Annotated in this window: 12 protein-coding genes; 10 read left to right on the plus strand and 2 right to left on the minus strand. The window is 73.0% G+C overall.

Going from position 1 to position 15,808, the window contains the following annotated elements; translation table 11 throughout:
- The first annotated feature begins 1,592 nt into the window (after positions 1-1,592).
- From ACNTMW_RS26245 to ACNTMW_RS26285, 9 genes are all read left to right on the plus strand, one after another.
- Positions 1,593-1,805 (plus strand): hypothetical protein, encoded by a 213-nt coding sequence (locus tag ACNTMW_RS26245; RefSeq protein WP_426636494.1) that lies wholly within the window; start codon positions 1,593-1,595, stop codon positions 1,803-1,805.
- 114 nt (positions 1,806-1,919) lie between these two features.
- Entirely contained in the window at positions 1,920-2,351 is a 432-nt protein-coding gene (locus ACNTMW_RS26250; protein WP_426636495.1) for a phage tail protein, read from the plus strand.
- Positions 2,348-3,061: a CIS tube protein gene (locus tag ACNTMW_RS26255; protein ID WP_426636496.1), complete on the plus strand. Its 714-nt coding sequence runs from the start codon at positions 2,348-2,350 to the stop codon at positions 3,059-3,061. The genes ACNTMW_RS26250 and ACNTMW_RS26255 overlap by 4 nt, the downstream gene beginning before the upstream one ends.
- A gap of 9 nt (positions 3,062-3,070) precedes the next feature.
- On the plus strand, positions 3,071-4,870 hold the full coding sequence (locus ACNTMW_RS26260; protein ID WP_426636497.1) for a VgrG-related protein: 1,800 nt from the start codon (positions 3,071-3,073) through the stop codon (positions 4,868-4,870).
- 17 nt (positions 4,871-4,887) lie between these two features.
- On the plus strand, positions 4,888-5,259 hold the full coding sequence (locus ACNTMW_RS26265) for a PAAR domain-containing protein (protein ID WP_426636498.1): 372 nt from the start codon (positions 4,888-4,890) through the stop codon (positions 5,257-5,259).
- 2 nt (positions 5,260-5,261) lie between these two features.
- Complete coding sequence (locus ACNTMW_RS26270) at positions 5,262-5,684, plus strand: GPW/gp25 family protein (RefSeq protein WP_426636499.1); 423 nt, start codon at positions 5,262-5,264, stop codon at positions 5,682-5,684.
- Positions 5,684-7,633 carry a putative baseplate assembly protein gene (locus tag ACNTMW_RS26275; protein ID WP_426636500.1) on the plus strand — a complete coding sequence of 650 codons (1,950 nt, stop codon included), beginning with the start codon at positions 5,684-5,686 and terminating at the stop codon, positions 7,631-7,633. Before ACNTMW_RS26270 ends, ACNTMW_RS26275 begins: the two co-directional genes overlap by 1 nt.
- Positions 7,634-7,650: 17 nt before the next feature.
- Complete coding sequence (locus ACNTMW_RS26280; RefSeq protein WP_426636501.1) at positions 7,651-8,211, plus strand: phage tail protein I; 561 nt, start codon at positions 7,651-7,653, stop codon at positions 8,209-8,211.
- A 233-nt stretch (positions 8,212-8,444) separates the two neighbouring features.
- Positions 8,445-9,329 carry an NADase-type glycan-binding domain-containing protein gene (locus ACNTMW_RS26285; protein WP_426636502.1) on the plus strand — a complete coding sequence of 295 codons (885 nt, stop codon included), beginning with the start codon at positions 8,445-8,447 and terminating at the stop codon, positions 9,327-9,329.
- On the opposite strand, the gene ACNTMW_RS26290 is transcribed toward ACNTMW_RS26285, so the two are convergent.
- Both ACNTMW_RS26290 and ACNTMW_RS26295 read right to left on the minus strand, forming a co-directional pair.
- Positions 9,266-12,832, minus strand: coding sequence for an ATP-binding protein (locus ACNTMW_RS26290; RefSeq protein WP_426636503.1), 3,567 nt, complete (start codon positions 12,830-12,832; stop codon positions 9,266-9,268). The two genes, ACNTMW_RS26285 and ACNTMW_RS26290, sit on opposite strands and share 64 nt — an antisense overlap.
- Positions 12,833-13,174: 342 nt before the next feature.
- Complete coding sequence (locus ACNTMW_RS26295; protein ID WP_426636504.1) at positions 13,175-14,668, minus strand: aldehyde dehydrogenase family protein; 1,494 nt, start codon at positions 14,666-14,668, stop codon at positions 13,175-13,177.
- Positions 14,669-14,821: 153 nt separating this feature from the next.
- On the opposite strand from ACNTMW_RS26295, the gene ACNTMW_RS26300 reads away from it, so the two are divergent.
- Positions 14,822-15,661: an IclR family transcriptional regulator gene (locus ACNTMW_RS26300; RefSeq protein WP_426636505.1), complete on the plus strand. Its 840-nt coding sequence runs from the start codon at positions 14,822-14,824 to the stop codon at positions 15,659-15,661.
- Positions 15,662-15,808: the final 147 nt, after the last annotated feature.

The following is a 15,808-nucleotide window of genomic DNA, read 5'->3' on the forward strand; positions in this document are numbered from 1 at the left end:
CGCCCCCGCAACCGGGGCGTTCGGCGACAACCCCCGTACCGCCGCCCGCCGTTGACCCGGCGCCATCCCCCCGTCCGGCCGTCCGGTTGGGGCTGGGCGAGCCACTTGCGGCCCTGCCGCCGACCACACGCAGCGCCGGTGCGCGGCCCCGCACCACGGCGGTCGGGCCCGTCCCACCTCCCCGCGGTGCCGCGTCCAGGACACCCTCACCGCCCACGCCGTCCACGGCGGACGTGCCCGCGCGGCCGCCGTCCAGTCCGGCCCCTTCACCTTCCGGCACCCCAGGTTCCACCTCAGGGCTGTCACCTGTGCGGGCGCAGCGTTCGCCGGCCGAGATCGGCATGCCGGGCGTCGCACCGCCGCCGCACGTCGCGCCGGCGCCGCAGGTACCCGCGGCTCAGCCGTCCGCCACGGGCGACGCCGGCGCGGACGCCACGACTCGCGTCGCACCGCTCCTGGCGGGGAAGGGCCCGGTACCCGCACTACCCCTGGCCGGCGCGGCGGCTGGACCCCCCGCCGCGACGCCGACCCCGCAACGGCCGACGGCGCAACGGTCCACCGCGCCGGACACCCGCACGAAGGCCGGGAGCCTGTCCGATCCAAGCCCCACCCGACCAGCCGCGCCGGTACCGCCGTCCGTACCCGCCATGCCGTCGGCGCCAACCGTGCAGCGGTTGGCGCGTGGCAGGAACTCCCAGACCGACATCGCGCCGCCGGACGGTGCCGTCCCGTCCGGTACCCCTGGGTCCGCGACCGCTGCCGAAGCGCCCCGCGCGGCTCCCATGCCCGCAACCGCGGCCCCCGCACCGGGACCGAACCTGCCCTTGGCCACCGGCGCCCCATCGGCACCGGCCTCGACGCGGACACGTACACCGAGTAGCGCCGGCGTGGTCCAGCGCACCGCTTCCCGGGTCCCGCCACCTGGACGAACCGTCCACATGGTACATACGCTCGCCGAGCGCCCACTGCGTACGACGGGCGGAACCGCAGCCCTCCCGGCGGCATCTGCGACCGCCCTGGCCACACCCCACGCGGTGCCGATCCAGTGGCCGGAGCGCGGTACCACGACATCCGGCGAGGGGCGCGGCAGCACCGACGGCCGTCGCACCACACGGCAACCAGGCACGACGCGGTACGTCCAGACGCCCGCGCCGGTCGGCATCACCCCTGCCCATGCCTCTCCACACCCCGCCGCCGGCAACGGGAACGCCGGGAGCGCCGCCGGCGGTCGAGGCCGCCCACCGGGTCCGACACCGGTGCCACACCCGCGCATCCCGCCCGCATCGACGCTCCCCTCGCGCCCACCCACCGAGCCGCCCACCCGAGTCCCGACGGAGGGCCCTGTTCGGCCGTTACCCGTACAGCGTGCCGCCGCGCCTGCGACGTCTGGAACGGCGGCCACGGGGCCGCGGCCCACGGTGCACCGCGCGCCGCCGACGCCGAGCACCACCTCGACAGCGCCGACGGGCGCGGCGATCCGAGCGACCGGCGGTGCGCAGCCGGGGCCCCCTGCGCCGCCGAGGCGGTCCACCCACGGCACGGCAGCACCAGCGGGAACCGCAGGCGGCGCGGCAAGGGCCAGCACCGTACCCGTGCAGCGCTCCGGGGCGGCTGCGTCGCCGTCCGCCACCGGCCCGCACTCCACCGGAGCGGGTGGCGACATCGATGAGTGGATCCGCACGCTCGACCGACGCCACCTCGACGAACTGGCCCACCGGCTGGTCGACCCGCTCGGTCGGCTGCTGCGCGCCGAACTGCGGCTCGGCCGGGAACGGGCCGGGCGGCTCCTGGACGGTGGCCGGTGACCGGCGGACCCGGGCAGCGCGGCGCGGCACAGCCGGCACGGCCGGCACGGCCGGCACAGCCGGCACGGCCCGCCCACGCGGCGCGACTGGCACGCAGCATACGGAAGGAAGATCATGGCGAACGTCGATCCCGGCACCAGCGTCCACTTTCGTCTCAAGATCGACGGAATCGACCTGGGCGACTGGAACAGCTGCCAGGGGCTCGGCTGCTCGGTGGAGGTCGAGCAGCACTCCGAAGGCGGGAACAACAGCTTCGTATGGCAGCTTCCGTCGCGCATCACGTACTCGAACGTCCGCCTGACCAGGCCACTCACTCCCGACACCGCCAAGGTGGCGCGGTTCCTGACCCAACTGCCCCGCGGCGTGAAGCGGGGCACCGCCCAGATCGCCGCGTTACGGCCGGACCGGGCGGTGCTGGTGCAGTGGGGACTGTCCGAAGTGGTGCTCGCGAGTTGGGAAGGGCCGTCGTTCGACCCGAGCCGCTCCGAGGTCGCGACGGAGGCCATCGAACTGGCGTACCACGGTTTCCTGGAGGTGGGCGCGTGAAGGCACCGTCCGGGAAGGTCGCCGCGTTCCTCCAGCGGTACCAGCCACCGACCAACGGCGGCAGCCGGCCGGGTGGGCCGCTGGGCGGCCCGATCACGTTCATGTTCAACCCCAACCAGCTCACGCTCACCAAGTCGGCGGCCTGGATCCCGCACATCGTGCGCGGTGCGGAGGAGGTCGGCATCCCCGAGTTCAGCGGTTCCGGGCCCCGGACCCTGAGCCTGGACGTCTTCCTCGACGTGACCGACACCCACGCGCGCACCGTGCAGCAGCGGGTCGACGAACTGCTGACATGCCTGGTGCCGACCGCGCCGAGCATCGCGGCGAAGGCGCCGTCGCCGCCGTGGGTGAAGTTCGCCTGGGGCCAGTTCCGGACGGTCTCCTTCTATGCGTACGTCAGCCAGGTCAACGCCTCGTACACGCTGTTCGAGGCCAACGGCACGCCGCTGCGCGCCACGTGCTCACTGACACTCACCGAGATCAGCGGTAGCACGCCCGGCCAGAACCCGACGTCCGGGAGCCGGTCGGCGAATCGGGTGCACCGGGTGGTGGACGGAGACTGCCTCGAACTGTTGGCGCACCGCGAATACGGCGACCCGACGATGTGGCGGGTCATCGCCGAGGCCAACGACATCGACGACCCCATGCGGCTGCGGCCGGGCACGGAACTGCTGCTGCCCGCCGCCGACGAACTGCCGGTACTCGGGTAGGAGAGCGCAGTGTCCGAAGGCAACTACACCTACTCCCTCGTCGTCGCGGCGCCGAGGCAGCTGCCACGACTGTGGGAGAACCGGCTGGAACACGCCGCTATCGAGGACAGCACGAACCTGCCCGCGGCAGCGACGCTGCGCTACCGGGACCAGAAGAGCCGGCTGCTGCGGGACACGGGCATCACCATCGGCACGAAGCTCACCGCGTCGGTGCGGACGGGCGACCAGCCGGCCCCGGTGCGCCTGTTCACCGGAGAGGTCGTCACGATCGAGACCGAGTTCGACGGTACGGGCACCTTCACGACGATCCGCGCTCTGGACCTGTCGCACCGGCTGATGCGCGGCCGGCAGGTCAAAAGCTACGTCAACACCAAGGCGTCGGACATCGCGACGGAGATCGCCAGCAAGGCCAAGCTGCCGATCGGGCGGATCGACCCGACCAAGACGGTGTACGAGATGGTGACCCAGCCGAACATCACCGACTGGGAGTTCCTGCGGATGCTCGCCGTCGACAACGACGCCGAGGTGGTCATGGTCGACGGGAAGTTCTCGTTCCGGCGGCCGGTGCGGGCCGCGACGGCGCCGGGCACGGCGACGCCGGCCCGGCAGAGCCCGTTCGTGGTACAGATGAACGAGAACCTCCTCGCTGTGCGGTCCACGGTGACGTCGGTCGGCCAGCTCTCCCGGGTGACGGTGCGCGGCTGGGACGTCCAGCGACGCAAGCCACTCGTGAGCGCGGCCCCGACGGTGGCCAGCGACGAGCTCGCGCTGTCGGTCACCCCGCGCGAGGTCGTGAAACCGTTCGGGAAGGCCGCGCTGCTGGTCGCCGATGTGCCCTACCGTACCGACGCCGAGGTGAAGGCGGTGGCCTCCGCGCTGGCGGCGGACGTGACGTCGGCCTTCGCCGAGCTCGAGGTCGGCATCCGGGGCAACCCGCGGCTGCGAGCGGGCACCCCGCTGACCCTCGAGGACGTCGGGCCGCCCTTCGAGGGCAAGTACACGACGACCGCCAGCCGGCACGTCTTCGGCCCGGCCAGCTTCTACGAGACCTGGCTGACCGTCAGCGGGCGGCAGGACCGCTCGTCGTTCGGGTTGGCGAGCGGCGCGTCGGCGCCCGCGCGGGCCGCCCGCGTACCCGGCCTGGCCATCGGCATCGTGACCGACACGAAGGCCGGGTACGACCGGCACCCCGAGCGCCGTGACCAGGGTTGGGTGAAGCTGCGCTTCCCGTGGCTGTCGGACCAGTACGTGACCGACTGGGTCCGCACCGTGCAGCTCGGCGGGGTCGGGGGCGGCGGGGTGATCAGCCCGGAGGTCGGCGACGAGGTGCTGGTCGGGTTCGAGCAGGGCCTGCTGGACCGACCCTACGTCATCGGTGGCCTGTACAACGGGGTCGACCGGCCGAGCCGGCACGACCTGCCGCTGGTCAACCCGGCCGACGGCACGGTCAACCGGCGCTCGCTCGCCTCCCGGGGCGGCAGGTCCCGGGGTGCCAGGGGCAGGCGGGGCAACTGGCTGGAACTGCTCGACGGCAGCTCGCCGCAGGCCCCCCAGGGCATCCGACTGACCACGCAGAAGGGCGCCGACACGCTGGTCGTCCACCTGGACCGGGCGGGGACGTCGGTGGTGGTGCGCAGCGACGGCAGCGTCGTGATCGAGGCGAAGAAAGAGGTGGTGGTGAGCGGTAACGGCATCACCCTCGACGCCGGCACGGGCCCGCTGAAGCTGAGCGGGCGGTCGGTATCCGTGAAAGGCAAGACCGATGTCGACATCGACGCGCCGATGGTGCGGATCAACTCACCGCTCTAGCAGCGAAAGGGGGCGCCATGCCACCAGCGGCCCGGATCAACGACCAGATCAGCCACACCGCCACGCCGCTGACCCCAGGGGTACCCAACGGCACGGTCGGCGTACCGGGCGGCGCGGCCGTGCCGGGACTGCCCCCAGGTGCCGGCGCGCCGCTGATGGGCGTGCCGAGCGTCCGGATCGCCGGCCAGCCCGCCGCCGTCGTCGGCAGCCTGTGCGTGTGCGCCCTGCACGCGGAGCTGGGGCCGGGCAACGTCGTCATCGCCCCGGTGCCGCCGCCGTTGACCGGCGCCGTGCTCATCGGCGGCTACCCCGCGGCACGCAAGGGCGACCGCATCACCTGCCAGGCGACCATCAGCACCGGTACCCCGAACGTGACCATCGGGGGCTAGCCGTGGCCGAACAGTTCATCGGGGCGGGTTGGGGGTTTCCGTTGCGCACCGACGCCACCGGCGGCATCGCACTCGTCACCCGCGAACGCGAGATCATCGAGGCGATCCGGCTCATCCTCGGTACCGCGCCGGGCGAGCGGCCGATGCGTCCGGAGTTCGGGTGCGGCATCCACGAGTACGTGTTCGCTCCCGCGGACGAGAACACCGCCGGGCAGATCGCCTTCGAGGTGCGCGAGTCGCTGGAGCGGTGGGAGCCGCGCATCGAGGTCCGCGACGTGCTCGTCGACTTCGACGCCGAGGACGCCGGGACCCTGTACATCGACATCCGGTACGTCATCCGCGGCACCAACGACCCGCGCAACCTGGTCTTCCCGTTCTACGTGATCCCCTCGCACGACGAGCCCGCCGAGGAAAGTGCCGCCTGATGCCCCTGCCCGCCCCGAACCTTGACGACCGCCGATTCCAGCAGCTCGTCGACGAGGCCAAGCGCTTCGTCCAGCAGCGCTGTCCGGAGTGGAGCGACCACAACGTCTCCGATCCGGGCGTGACGCTGATCGAGGCTTTCGCCCACATGGTCGACCAGCTGCTCTACCGGCTCAACCGGGTGCCCGACAAGAACTACCTGGCGTTCCTCGACCTGATCGGCGTCACCCTGTTCCCGCCGACGGCGGCCCGCGCCGACGTCACGTTCTGGCTGTCCGCGCCGCAGCCGCAGCCGGTCGTGCTGCGCGCCGGCACCGAGGTCGGCACCGAGCGCACCGAGACCGAGGAGGCCGTCGTCTTCGCCACCTCGACCGACCTCACCATCGTGCCGTGCGAGCTCACCCGACTGCGGACGCACCCCGCCGACGGCCACCCGGCCGACCGTACCGAGGATCTGCTCGACGAGCGCGACGTCGGGTGCTTCTCCCCCGAGCCAGCGGTCGGCGACGCCATGCTCATCGGCCTGTCCGCGGCCGTGCCGTCGTGCGTGGTCGTGCTGAGCCTGGACAGCCGGGTCGAGGGCATCGGCGTCGACCCGCGCCAGCCGCCGCTGGTGTGGGAGGCGTGGGACGGCGCGGACTGGACGGCGTGCGACGTCGACCACGACGACACCGGCGGGCTGAACCGGCCCGGCGACGTCGTGCTGCACGTGCCCGCCACCCACACCACGTCGATCGTCGCCGGCCAGTACGCTGGGTGGCTGCGCTGCCGGGTGGTACCCGCCCGGCCGGGGCAGCCGTTCTACTCGGCCTCGCCCACGGTGCGGTCGGCCGCCGCGTTCACCATCGGTGGCACGGTCGACGCCGTCCACGCCGAAATCATTGTCGGCGAGGAGCTGGGCGAGTCGGAAGGTGTGCCGGGGCAACGGTTCGCGGTGGCCCGCCCACCGGTCATCCCCGACGACGAGCCCTTCGTGGTGGAGGTCTCCGACGGCGAGGGATGGCAGGAGTGGCCCGAGACCGACGCGTTCGGCCACTGCGGACCGGATGAGCGGCGCGTGGTCGTGGACCGCACGGCCGGCGAGGTCGCCTTCGGCCCCGCCGTCCGGCTGCCGGACGGGGGGCTGCGCCGGTACGGAGCGGTGCCGCCGAAGGGCGCCCGGCTGCGGGTGCGCCGCTACCGCACCGGAGGTGGCCGCGACGGCAACGTCGCTCGCGGTGCCCTCTCGGTGCTGCGCACCTCCGTTCCGTACATCACCCGGGTGGAGAACCGCGAGGCTGCCGCGGGCGGCGTGGACGGCGAGACGGTCGAGAGCGCCAAGCTACGTGGCCCGGTGCAGTTGCGGGCCCAGGACCGGGCGGTCACCGCGCGCGACTACGAGTTGATCGCCCGTCAGGCGTGCCCGGCCGCCGCCCGGATCAGGTGCCTGCCCGCTGACGACGGCACCGAGGCCGGTGGGGTACGGGTGCTCGTCGTGCCGGAGGCGACGGCCGACGCGGGCGAACCGCTGCGCTTCGAGCAGCTCGTCCCGCCGGACGACATGCTCGCCACCATCGCCGGGCAGCTCGACCAGCGCCGCCCGATCGGCGCCCGGCTGGTCGTGGAGCCCCCGTACTACCAGGGCGTCACCGTCGTGGCCCGGCTGGTCGCCCACCCCGACGTAGCCGCCGAACGGCTGCGCGCCGACGCGCTCGCGGCCCTGTACTCCTACCTCGACCCGCTGCGGGGCGGGCCGGACGGTACCGGATGGCCGTTCGGGCGGCCGGTGCACTCCGGCGAGGTGTTCGGGGTGCTGCACCGCCTGCCCGGGGTGGACCTGGTGGACGAGGTCCGGCTCTTCCCCGCCGACCCGCTCACCGGGCGGCGCGGCGAGCCGGTGCCCCGCATCGAGTTGGACCGGCACGCGCTCGTGTTCTCGTACGAGCACCAGGTCCGCGTGCGCGAGCGCTGACGGAAGGGGTCGACACCATGCGCAGGGCCGTGCCGGGGCTCGGCACACCGCATCCGCTGGGGCTCCGGCTGCCGGCGATGTACGCCGACGACGACTTCGCCCAACGCCTGCTGGCCGCGCTGGACGAGGTGGTCGCTCCGGTCTACGCGACACTCGACAATCTGGCCGCGTACCTGGATCCGGCGCTCGCCCCCGACGACTTCGTCGACTGGCTCGCCGGTTGGGTGGCCGCGGACTCGGACGTGGACTGGCCCGTGGCACGCCGCCGTGAGGCGGTGGCGTGCGCGGTGGAGCAGCACCGGCTGCGCGGCACCCTGCGCGGTCTCGCCGCACAGGTGCGGATGACGTTCGGGGTGACGGTCGAGGTGACCGACACCGGAGGTACGGCGTGGTCACAGACTCCGGGCGCGGACCTGCCCGGCTCGCCGGAGCCCGCGGTGACCGTACGGGTGAGGCCGCAGGCCGGCCGGGAGGTGTCCGTGGCCCGGCTGCGGGAGCTCGTCGACGCCATCCGCCCGGCGCACGTCGCGTACACCGTCGAGGTGCTGCCGGCCGATCCCGATCCCACCGAGGAGTGAGCGTGTCCCGAACTGTCTGCGAGGAGTGCGGCGCCCAGGTGACCGCCGGAGACTCGTTCTGCGGCGCCTGCGGCGCATTCCTGGCCTGGGATGACGGCCAACCTCCGGCAGCCTCGCCGCGCCCGGCGCCCGCGGACCTCCCGGCGGCCACACCCGCTCCCGCGCGGGCGCCCGTTCCTCCCGCGGCCCCACCTCAAGCGACCACTCCCCCGGCGGCCACACCCGCCGCGACCGTGTCGACGCGGCCCGTCTCGGCGCCGGCGGCCAGCCCCGTACCGGCGGACCGCACGGGCGGAGCGCCGGCCGACCCGGACGCCGGACCGGCCGACCAGCCGCGGGCGGTGCAGCCCGGCCGTCCGGTCGCACGCCGGCCCACCGTGCGCGGCTACACCGACCAGCCGGATCCCGGCGCGGACGGCGTGCGCTGCCCGGCGTGCGGGACCGCCACCATGCCCGGCCGCAGTTTCTGCCGCCGATGCGGCGCGGCGCTCGCCGCCACCACGGCCGCGCCCGCGCCACCGTGGTGGCGGCGCTTCCGCCTGCCTCGACGCCGTCGCCGCTGGGGCCCGCTCGGCCGGCTGCTGACCTGGCTGCTCGTCCTCGCGCTGGTCGCGGGGCTGGGGTACGCGGCGGTCGTGGTCGGTCGCCGGGCAACCGACGCGGTGCGCGACCGGCTCGCCAAGCCGGAGCCGGTGCACCCGGTCTCGACGCGTGCCTCCAGCGAGGCGCCCGGGCACCCGGCGACCTCGGCCGTCGACGGACTGAGCAACCGGTACTGGGCGCCGGCGGCGACCGGCCCGGCGACGGGCGAGAACGTCGAGTTCACGTTCGCCGCGCCGATCCGGCTGCTCGACCTGATCGTGCACGCCGGCGCCGCGCCGGAGCAGGAGGTGTTCCTCAGCCAGGCACGCCCGGCACGACTGGAGCTCACCGTCTGGACCAGCGGCGGACAGCAGGCGCACACGACGCTCCAGCTGGCGGACCGGCCGGGGGCGCAGCAGTTCCGCTGGGCCGTCAGTGACGTGGTCGGTGTCCGCCTCACGATCGCGGCGGCCTACGGTGACGCGCCTGGCCGACGGGTGGCTGTCGGCGAGGTCGAGTTCTTCAAGCGTCCGTGAGTGCCCAGCAACCGCCGGGGAGCGCCCCCGGCTCGCCGCGCCCGCTCCGCACCGTCGACCTCGGCCGCCCGGTTGGCTCCGGCGGCCTGGTCGACGCCGGCCGCCTGGTCGACTCCCAGAGACCACAGCATCGCCTGGTACGCCCGCGACGCCTGCTCGGCGGCCGCCGCGTCCCCGATGCGCCGGTACGCCGACGCGAGCGTCCGCCAGGCATCGTCGCGGAAACCGTCCAGCTCCACGCCGCGCCGCGCCGCGTCGACCGCGGCCTCCACCCGGCCGGCGTCGAGTTCGAGGCCGGCGAGGGTCGCCGCCGACTCCGCGGCGACGGCACGGTACCGGTCCCGCTCCGCGACGATCCACTCGGCCGGGCCGTCCTCCGGCAGCAGGTCGCCCGCGTAATGGCCGAGCGCCTGACGCAGCGCCTCCGCCGCCCCCCTGGCCTGGCCGGCGGCGAGGGCCCGGTGCGCCCCGGCCACGGCCTCGTCGAAGGCCCGCACGTCGCACCCGCCCCCGTCGGGGATGACCAGCATGTACGACTCGCCGTCCCGACGGATGAACCGCGAAGCGCCCCGGCCCACTCCCGGCTCGAGGAACGTGCGCAACGTGGAGACTCCCACGTGGAGGTTGCGGATGCCGGCCTGCGTGGGCAGGTCCGGCCACAGCGCCGCGAGGATGCGTTCCCGGTGCACCGGCCGTTGGGCGTGCACGGCGAGAAACCGCAGCAGCGCCCGTACCCGGGGCCGGATCGCCGCCCACTCCAACTGGCGGTCGGGCAACTCGAACCGGAAGCCGCCGAAGCAGCGCACCACGAGGGTGGGCTCAGCGGATGTGGCCCGCGCCGGCCGGGCGTGGCCGGCCGCCTGGGCCGAGACTGTGGACCGCAGCTCGTGCCGGGCACGCCCAGCCAGGGACTCGGCCGCGCACGCGGTGGCGAGCGCGGCCGCCCGACTGAAGCGCTCACGCGCGTCGGCCCGCTGCCCGGTGTCGCGAAGCGCGACGCCTTGGTCGATCAGCGCCCGCGCGAGGTCCTGACGAGCCGGCGCGGCTTCCGACACCGCCACCGCCTCCCCCAGCAGCCGCAGCCCCTCGGCGCCACCGGTCACGATCCCGCTGGCGCGCAGCGCCACTCCCAGCGCACGCGGTGTACCCCAGCGCCGGCTCAGCTCAAGCTGCTCGGCGGCCAGCCACCGGGCCTCGGCCTCCTGGCCCAGGCGGTGGTGGGCGAGCGCGGCCCAGGCGCGCCACGGGTCGTACCCGGCGCTTCGAACTCCGGCGTCATCCAGCCCCTTGCCGTACTCGTGCAGGTCGGCCAGCCCACCGCGAACGTCGTCCCGGGCCAGCCGTACCAGGCCCCGCGCCGCGAGCAGCTCCACCGGACGCGGTGCCACCACCGGGCTGTCGGCCACGCCCGCCCGGTCAAGCAGCGCCTGCGCCTCATCCAGCCGGTCACGGTCGATCAGGACGTACACGAGCATGGACACCGGCAGCAGCCAGGAGCACTGGTCCGGGTCCGCGCCGATCTCGGTCAACAACGCGAACGCCCGGCGCGCGTGCTGCTCGGCCTCGATCAGCCGTCCGGCCAGGTAGGAGACCCGGCCGTGCACGGCTGCGGCTGCCGCCTGGTTGAGCCGCCACCCCAGCGCCTTCGCCGTCCCGTCGGCGGCCGCACAGAGCGCCGGTACCGGGTCGAGGTGCCCGGCCCGGGTCAACGACACGGCGGCGGCCCAGTACGGCACGACCTCCTCGTAGGTGCGGGGCGGCCCGGCGGCGACCGCCTCCCGCGCCAGGGCCGCGGTACGGGCCGCCGACGCGCCCAAGCGCCCCTCCTGCTCGGCGCGGGCTGCGAGGATCGCCCGGCGCACGGCCGGGTGGCTGTCTTCGTCGAGCGCCAGTGTCGCGAGTCGGCGGTCCATTTCCGATGCCCGGGACAGGTCCAGGAGCGTGACGGACAGGGCCCGGATCTGAAGCCTCCGGGCGAGGTCGGGATCGCGTCTGCCGACCCGCTCGGCCGCCTCGTCGAGCAACCGCAGGGTGTCCGTGTCGACCCGGCCTGCCAGCAGTCCGTTGGCCAATCCGGACACCACCGTGCCCCGGACGGTGTCGTCGTCGGCCGCCGCCAGCGCCGCGGTCAGCCGTTCCATGCCGGCGGGCAGGTCCACGAAGAGCAGGGCGGTGCCCAGCTCGGCGAGCACCGCCGGGCGTGTTCGCGCCGCCCGCGGCTCACGGAGCGCCCGTTCCAGGTATCCGACGGCCGTCCCGGCGTCGCCGCGGGCGAGGGCGGACCGGGCCGCGTGACGCAGCACCTGCTCGGCCCAGGGCTCACCGGCCAGCGACGCGCGCATGAGATGGTCGGCGACCTCCGACTCGTCGCGCCCCGCCCGGTACGACAACTCGGCGGCACGGACGCGGGCGCGGCGGACGGCACCGGCCCCCATCTCCCGGGCGACCGCCGAGGCCAGCAGCGGGTGGACGAACGCGAGCGGTGGCCCGTCCCGCAGGATCCGTTGGCGCACGAGCGCGTCCGCGGCCTTCACCGCCTGGGCCGGGTCGAGGTCGGCCAGCTCCGCCGCCAGGTCTGGCTCGGCGGCGCCGTCGAGCGCAGCGATGGCGTGGACCAGCGAGGTCGCGGCCGGGTCGGTCCGGTACACCTCGGTGAGCAAGGCGTGCGCCATCGCCGGCGTGGCGAACTCGCCGATCCGTCGGGCCGTTCCGGCCGTGGGCCCGGCGCCCCGGGCCGCGAGCTCGCCGAGCAGCTCATGGAGCAGCCGGGGGTTTCCCGCGGTGGCGTGCCGGCACGCCTCGACGAACGCGTCATCCGGCCATGCGGCCAGGACGTCCCGGATGACGCTGGCGCAGGCCTCGCGGTCCAGGCCGGTCAGCGGCAGCCGGCGCAGTCGTGCGATCAACTCGCCGAGCACCGGTGTCGCCGTGCGCTGCCCGGCGGGTACCGCGGCGAGCACACCGACCGGCATGGACGAGCACCGGCGCAGCAGGTAGGCGACCCAGCGCAGGGAGAGTACGTCGCACCAGTGCAGGTCGTCGAGCACGACCAGCAGCGGACGCTCCGACGCGCGGCGGGCCACCACCGCCTGCCACCGGTCGAAGATCGCATACAGCCGGCCACCCTGCGGATCACCGCTGTCCGGGGCACCACTGTCCGGGGCACCACTGTCCGGATCACTGCTTTCCAGGGCACCGGAGGGGCAGCCCCAGCGCAGGTCAAACCCGTCCCCGGGCAGAGACTGAAGCACCTGCCGCGCGGCGGCCAGCGGCGCGTTCTGCTCCAGAACGTCGGCCGCGGCACGCCCGACGGCGTACCCGCGCACCTCAGCCATGTCCGCGGCGCTCGCCAGCAGCGCGCTGCGGCCTATCCCGGGCTCCCCCTCCACGAGCAGCGCCGCGCCACGGCCCGTGGACAGGGCGTCGAGGAGGTCGGTGACGGCCATGAGTCCGCGTCCGCGTCCGGGTAGCAGTCGGGGCGCGGAATGCATGAAGTGGCTCATGATTCCAGAGATGGCCGTGCCAGTCCGGATCGTGGCTTTTCCCACCGCAACACCGAAACGAGTCTAGTGGCTGAAACTTCAGGGAGTAGCGCCCGAATAACGCGATGTGCGCCACTAAGGACAGTGCGTATCAGCTCCTACGACCCCGCCGAGCAGCGACGCGGTCCGGCGGACGGGACCGCGACACCCCGTCACGCCGTGACGGGGTGTCCGCTGGGCGGTGCGGCTTGTCGGGCGCACCATCAGTAGAGATGTCCCTCTCCGACCGTCGAAGCCTGGGAGGGTTGGACGACGATCGGGAGCCTGGATCTTCTCGGCCCGCCGGTTGAGCAGCACGGGAGTTCAGAAGTGGAAGCTCCGGTTCTGTTCACGTGCGGAGACCCACTGGAGCTCGCAGAATTCCTCGGCGGCGACACCCACACCGAATCGTCCCCAGCCGGTGTCCTTCACGCCGCCGAAAGGCATGTGCGGCTCGTCGTTGACCGGTTGGTCGTTGACATGCACGATGCCCACCTCCAGTCGCGATGCCAGCCGCAGGGCTCGCGGAACGTCCCGGGAGATGATGGATGCGGCCAGACCCAGATCCGACTGGTTGGCTCGATCGACCGCCTCCTCGGCGGACTCGACGATCTCCACAGTGACAACGGGCCCGAAGGTTTCACCCTGGGCGATCTCCGTTTCGGCCGGCACGTCGATGAGCACGGTTGCGGGATAGCACGGCGGCCGGGCTTCTCCACCCGCGAGGATCTGGGCTCCGGCGTCAACTGCCTCCTTGACTCGACGCTCGAGGAGCGCCAACGCCCATTCGTTGATCACCGGGCCGACCACCGTGGCCGGGTCGGTCGGATCCCCGGTGGGAAGAGACGCCACCTTGGCGGCGAACTTTTCCAGAAACCGCTCCGCGATCGGCCGAGCCACGTAGATGCGGCGGGCGCACATGCAGATTTGTCCCTGGTGCAGGAAGGCGCCGTAGGCCGCGGCGTCAACGGCGTAGTCCAGGTCGGCGTCCTCGGCGATGATCATCGGGTTCTGACCGCTGAGTTGAAGCACGATGCGCTTCAGGTAGGTGCCGGCCTTCTCGGCAAGGCGCCTGCCGGTGGGGGTTGAACCGGTGAAGTTCAGGCGCTTGACCGAGCGGCTGGCGAGCATCGCGTCGGCGATCAGACCGGCGTCACCGGGAGCGTGGGTCACCACGTTCAGCGCACCTGCGGGCAGGCCCGCCTCGTGAAGGATCTCGGCCCACAGCGCACCGCCCGTGTAGGGGGACTCCTCCGAGGGCTTCAGGACCACGGTGTTGCCCAGCGCCAGCGGCCCGACGATCGCACGACCACTCAGCGTCAGGGAGGCGTTCCACGGGGCGATGGCACCGACGACCCCGACGGGACGGCGGACCGCCATTGCGTGAGTCCCCGGTATGTCCGAAGGCAGGAGTTCGCCGGTCGGCCGGTAGGCCAGCTGCGCTGCCTGGCGAAGCAGGTTCGCGGCGAAGTCGATTTGGACGTGTGCGAAATGCACCCCGCAGCCGGTTTCCAGCGCGAGCGCCTGCATGACCCGCCCCCGCTCGGCCTCGAGCACGTCGGCGGCCCTCAGGAAAACCGCCTGGCGCTGTGCCGGCCCGGTCTGTGACCACCCGGTGAACGCGGACTGCGCTTCCTCGATCGCCCGGCGGGCGTCTTCCCCGTCACCCGCTGATACCTGGCTCAGCACATCCCCGGACCACGGTGAGCGGTTGTCATAGGTACGCCCCGAGACGGCGTCGACCCAGGACCCGCCGATGAAGTGACGCACGGGTCGCCGTACTCCGGCGAACGCGTCGACCGGCTTCTCCCCCGCCATGACACTCGCTTTCTGATCGGTACCGGTGCGTCGAGCCGCAGTAGGCCGCCGCCTTGTGACAGATTGCCAGGAACGAAAGAAGAGTTTCCTCTATCCTCCGTATGGTCAACGTGTCGTTCGATCTGTTCGAACGCACCCCCTTATTCTGGATCGATGGTTGACCAGAACAAGCCCGTACGTGAGCCGGGAGGGGAGGCCTCGAAGTCCGGGGACTTCTCGGTCTCGCTGGAGCGCGGCCTGAAGATCCTGTCCGCGTTCAACGGCAGCCGGTCCGTGCTGGGCATCGCCGATCTCGCTCGGGCGGTCGACCTGACAAAGAGCACCACGCACCGGTATGTCACGACCCTGACGAAGCTGGGCTACCTGCAGCAGGACACCGAGACGAAGAAGTACTTCCTCGGTCCACGAGTGGTTGACCTGGGCTTCTCCGCGATCGAGTCCATGGACCTCACGCGGGTCGCGGCTCCGCTGCTGCAGAGCCTCGCCGACCAGACCGGCTTCACCGTGAGCATGGCCATCTGCGACGGACCGGACGTGGTGTACGTCGACCGGCGGCGCAGCGGGCGTCGGAACGCCCTCGCCATGGACCTCAACCTGCAGGTCGGTTCACGGCTGCCGGCCTACTGCACGGCGATGGGCAAGGCGATCCTTGCCCATAAGGACCCCCAGACCCTCCGGCAGATCCTCGAGCGTTCGGACCTGGCCCGCCGCGGTCCGAAGACCATCACGAACCGCGAACAGCTCATGACGGCCCTGGCCAAGGTCCGGCAGAGCGGTGTGGCCGTCAATGATGAGGAACTCACCCCCGGTTTGCGGTCATTCGCCGCACCGGTGTGGGACAGGACCGGCGAGGTGGTCGCCGCCCTGAATGTGGCGGTTCACCTGAGCGCGGCGCCGAGCTCGATCGAGTCGCTCGCCGCCCGGATAGAGCCCCACCTCAGGCGGACCGCACGGGAGATCTCACGCAGGCTCGGGTACCGAAGCCCGGAGTGATCGTTCGGACTGCTGAACTTCCGTTCCGGAAAACCGAACGCATTGTTGCCTGCGTCACACCGGGCCTTTTACATTCCTCCCGCGCCAGCGCCCACTTGCTCGCTGCGAAGGGCGGCGCGCGGTCTCGGACCGCTTCATCCACACCCC

The organism is Planosporangium spinosum (assembly GCF_049999945.1).
Taxonomy (GTDB): domain Bacteria; phylum Actinomycetota; class Actinomycetes; order Mycobacteriales; family Micromonosporaceae; genus Planosporangium; species Planosporangium spinosum.

Bases quoted from the DNA above. Each gene is read 5' to 3' on its own strand.
- ACNTMW_RS26250 (WP_426636495.1), top strand. From the start codon at position 1,920: ATGGCGAACGTCGATCCCGGCACCAGCGTCCACTTTCGTCTCAAGATC.
- ACNTMW_RS26265 (WP_426636498.1), top strand. From the start codon at position 4,888: ATGCCACCAGCGGCCCGGATCAACGACCAGATCAGCCACACCGCCACG.
- ACNTMW_RS26275 (WP_426636500.1), top strand. From the start codon at position 5,684: ATGCCCCTGCCCGCCCCGAACCTTGACGACCGCCGATTCCAGCAGCTC.
- ACNTMW_RS26280 (WP_426636501.1), top strand. From the start codon at position 7,651: ATGCGCAGGGCCGTGCCGGGGCTCGGCACACCGCATCCGCTGGGGCTC.
- ACNTMW_RS26290 (WP_426636503.1), bottom strand. From the start codon at position 12,832: ATGAGCCACTTCATGCATTCCGCGCCCCGACTGCTACCCGGACGCGGA.
- ACNTMW_RS26295 (WP_426636504.1), bottom strand. From the start codon at position 14,668: ATGGCGGGGGAGAAGCCGGTCGACGCGTTCGCCGGAGTACGGCGACCC.
- ACNTMW_RS26300 (WP_426636505.1), top strand. From the start codon at position 14,822: ATGGTTGACCAGAACAAGCCCGTACGTGAGCCGGGAGGGGAGGCCTCG.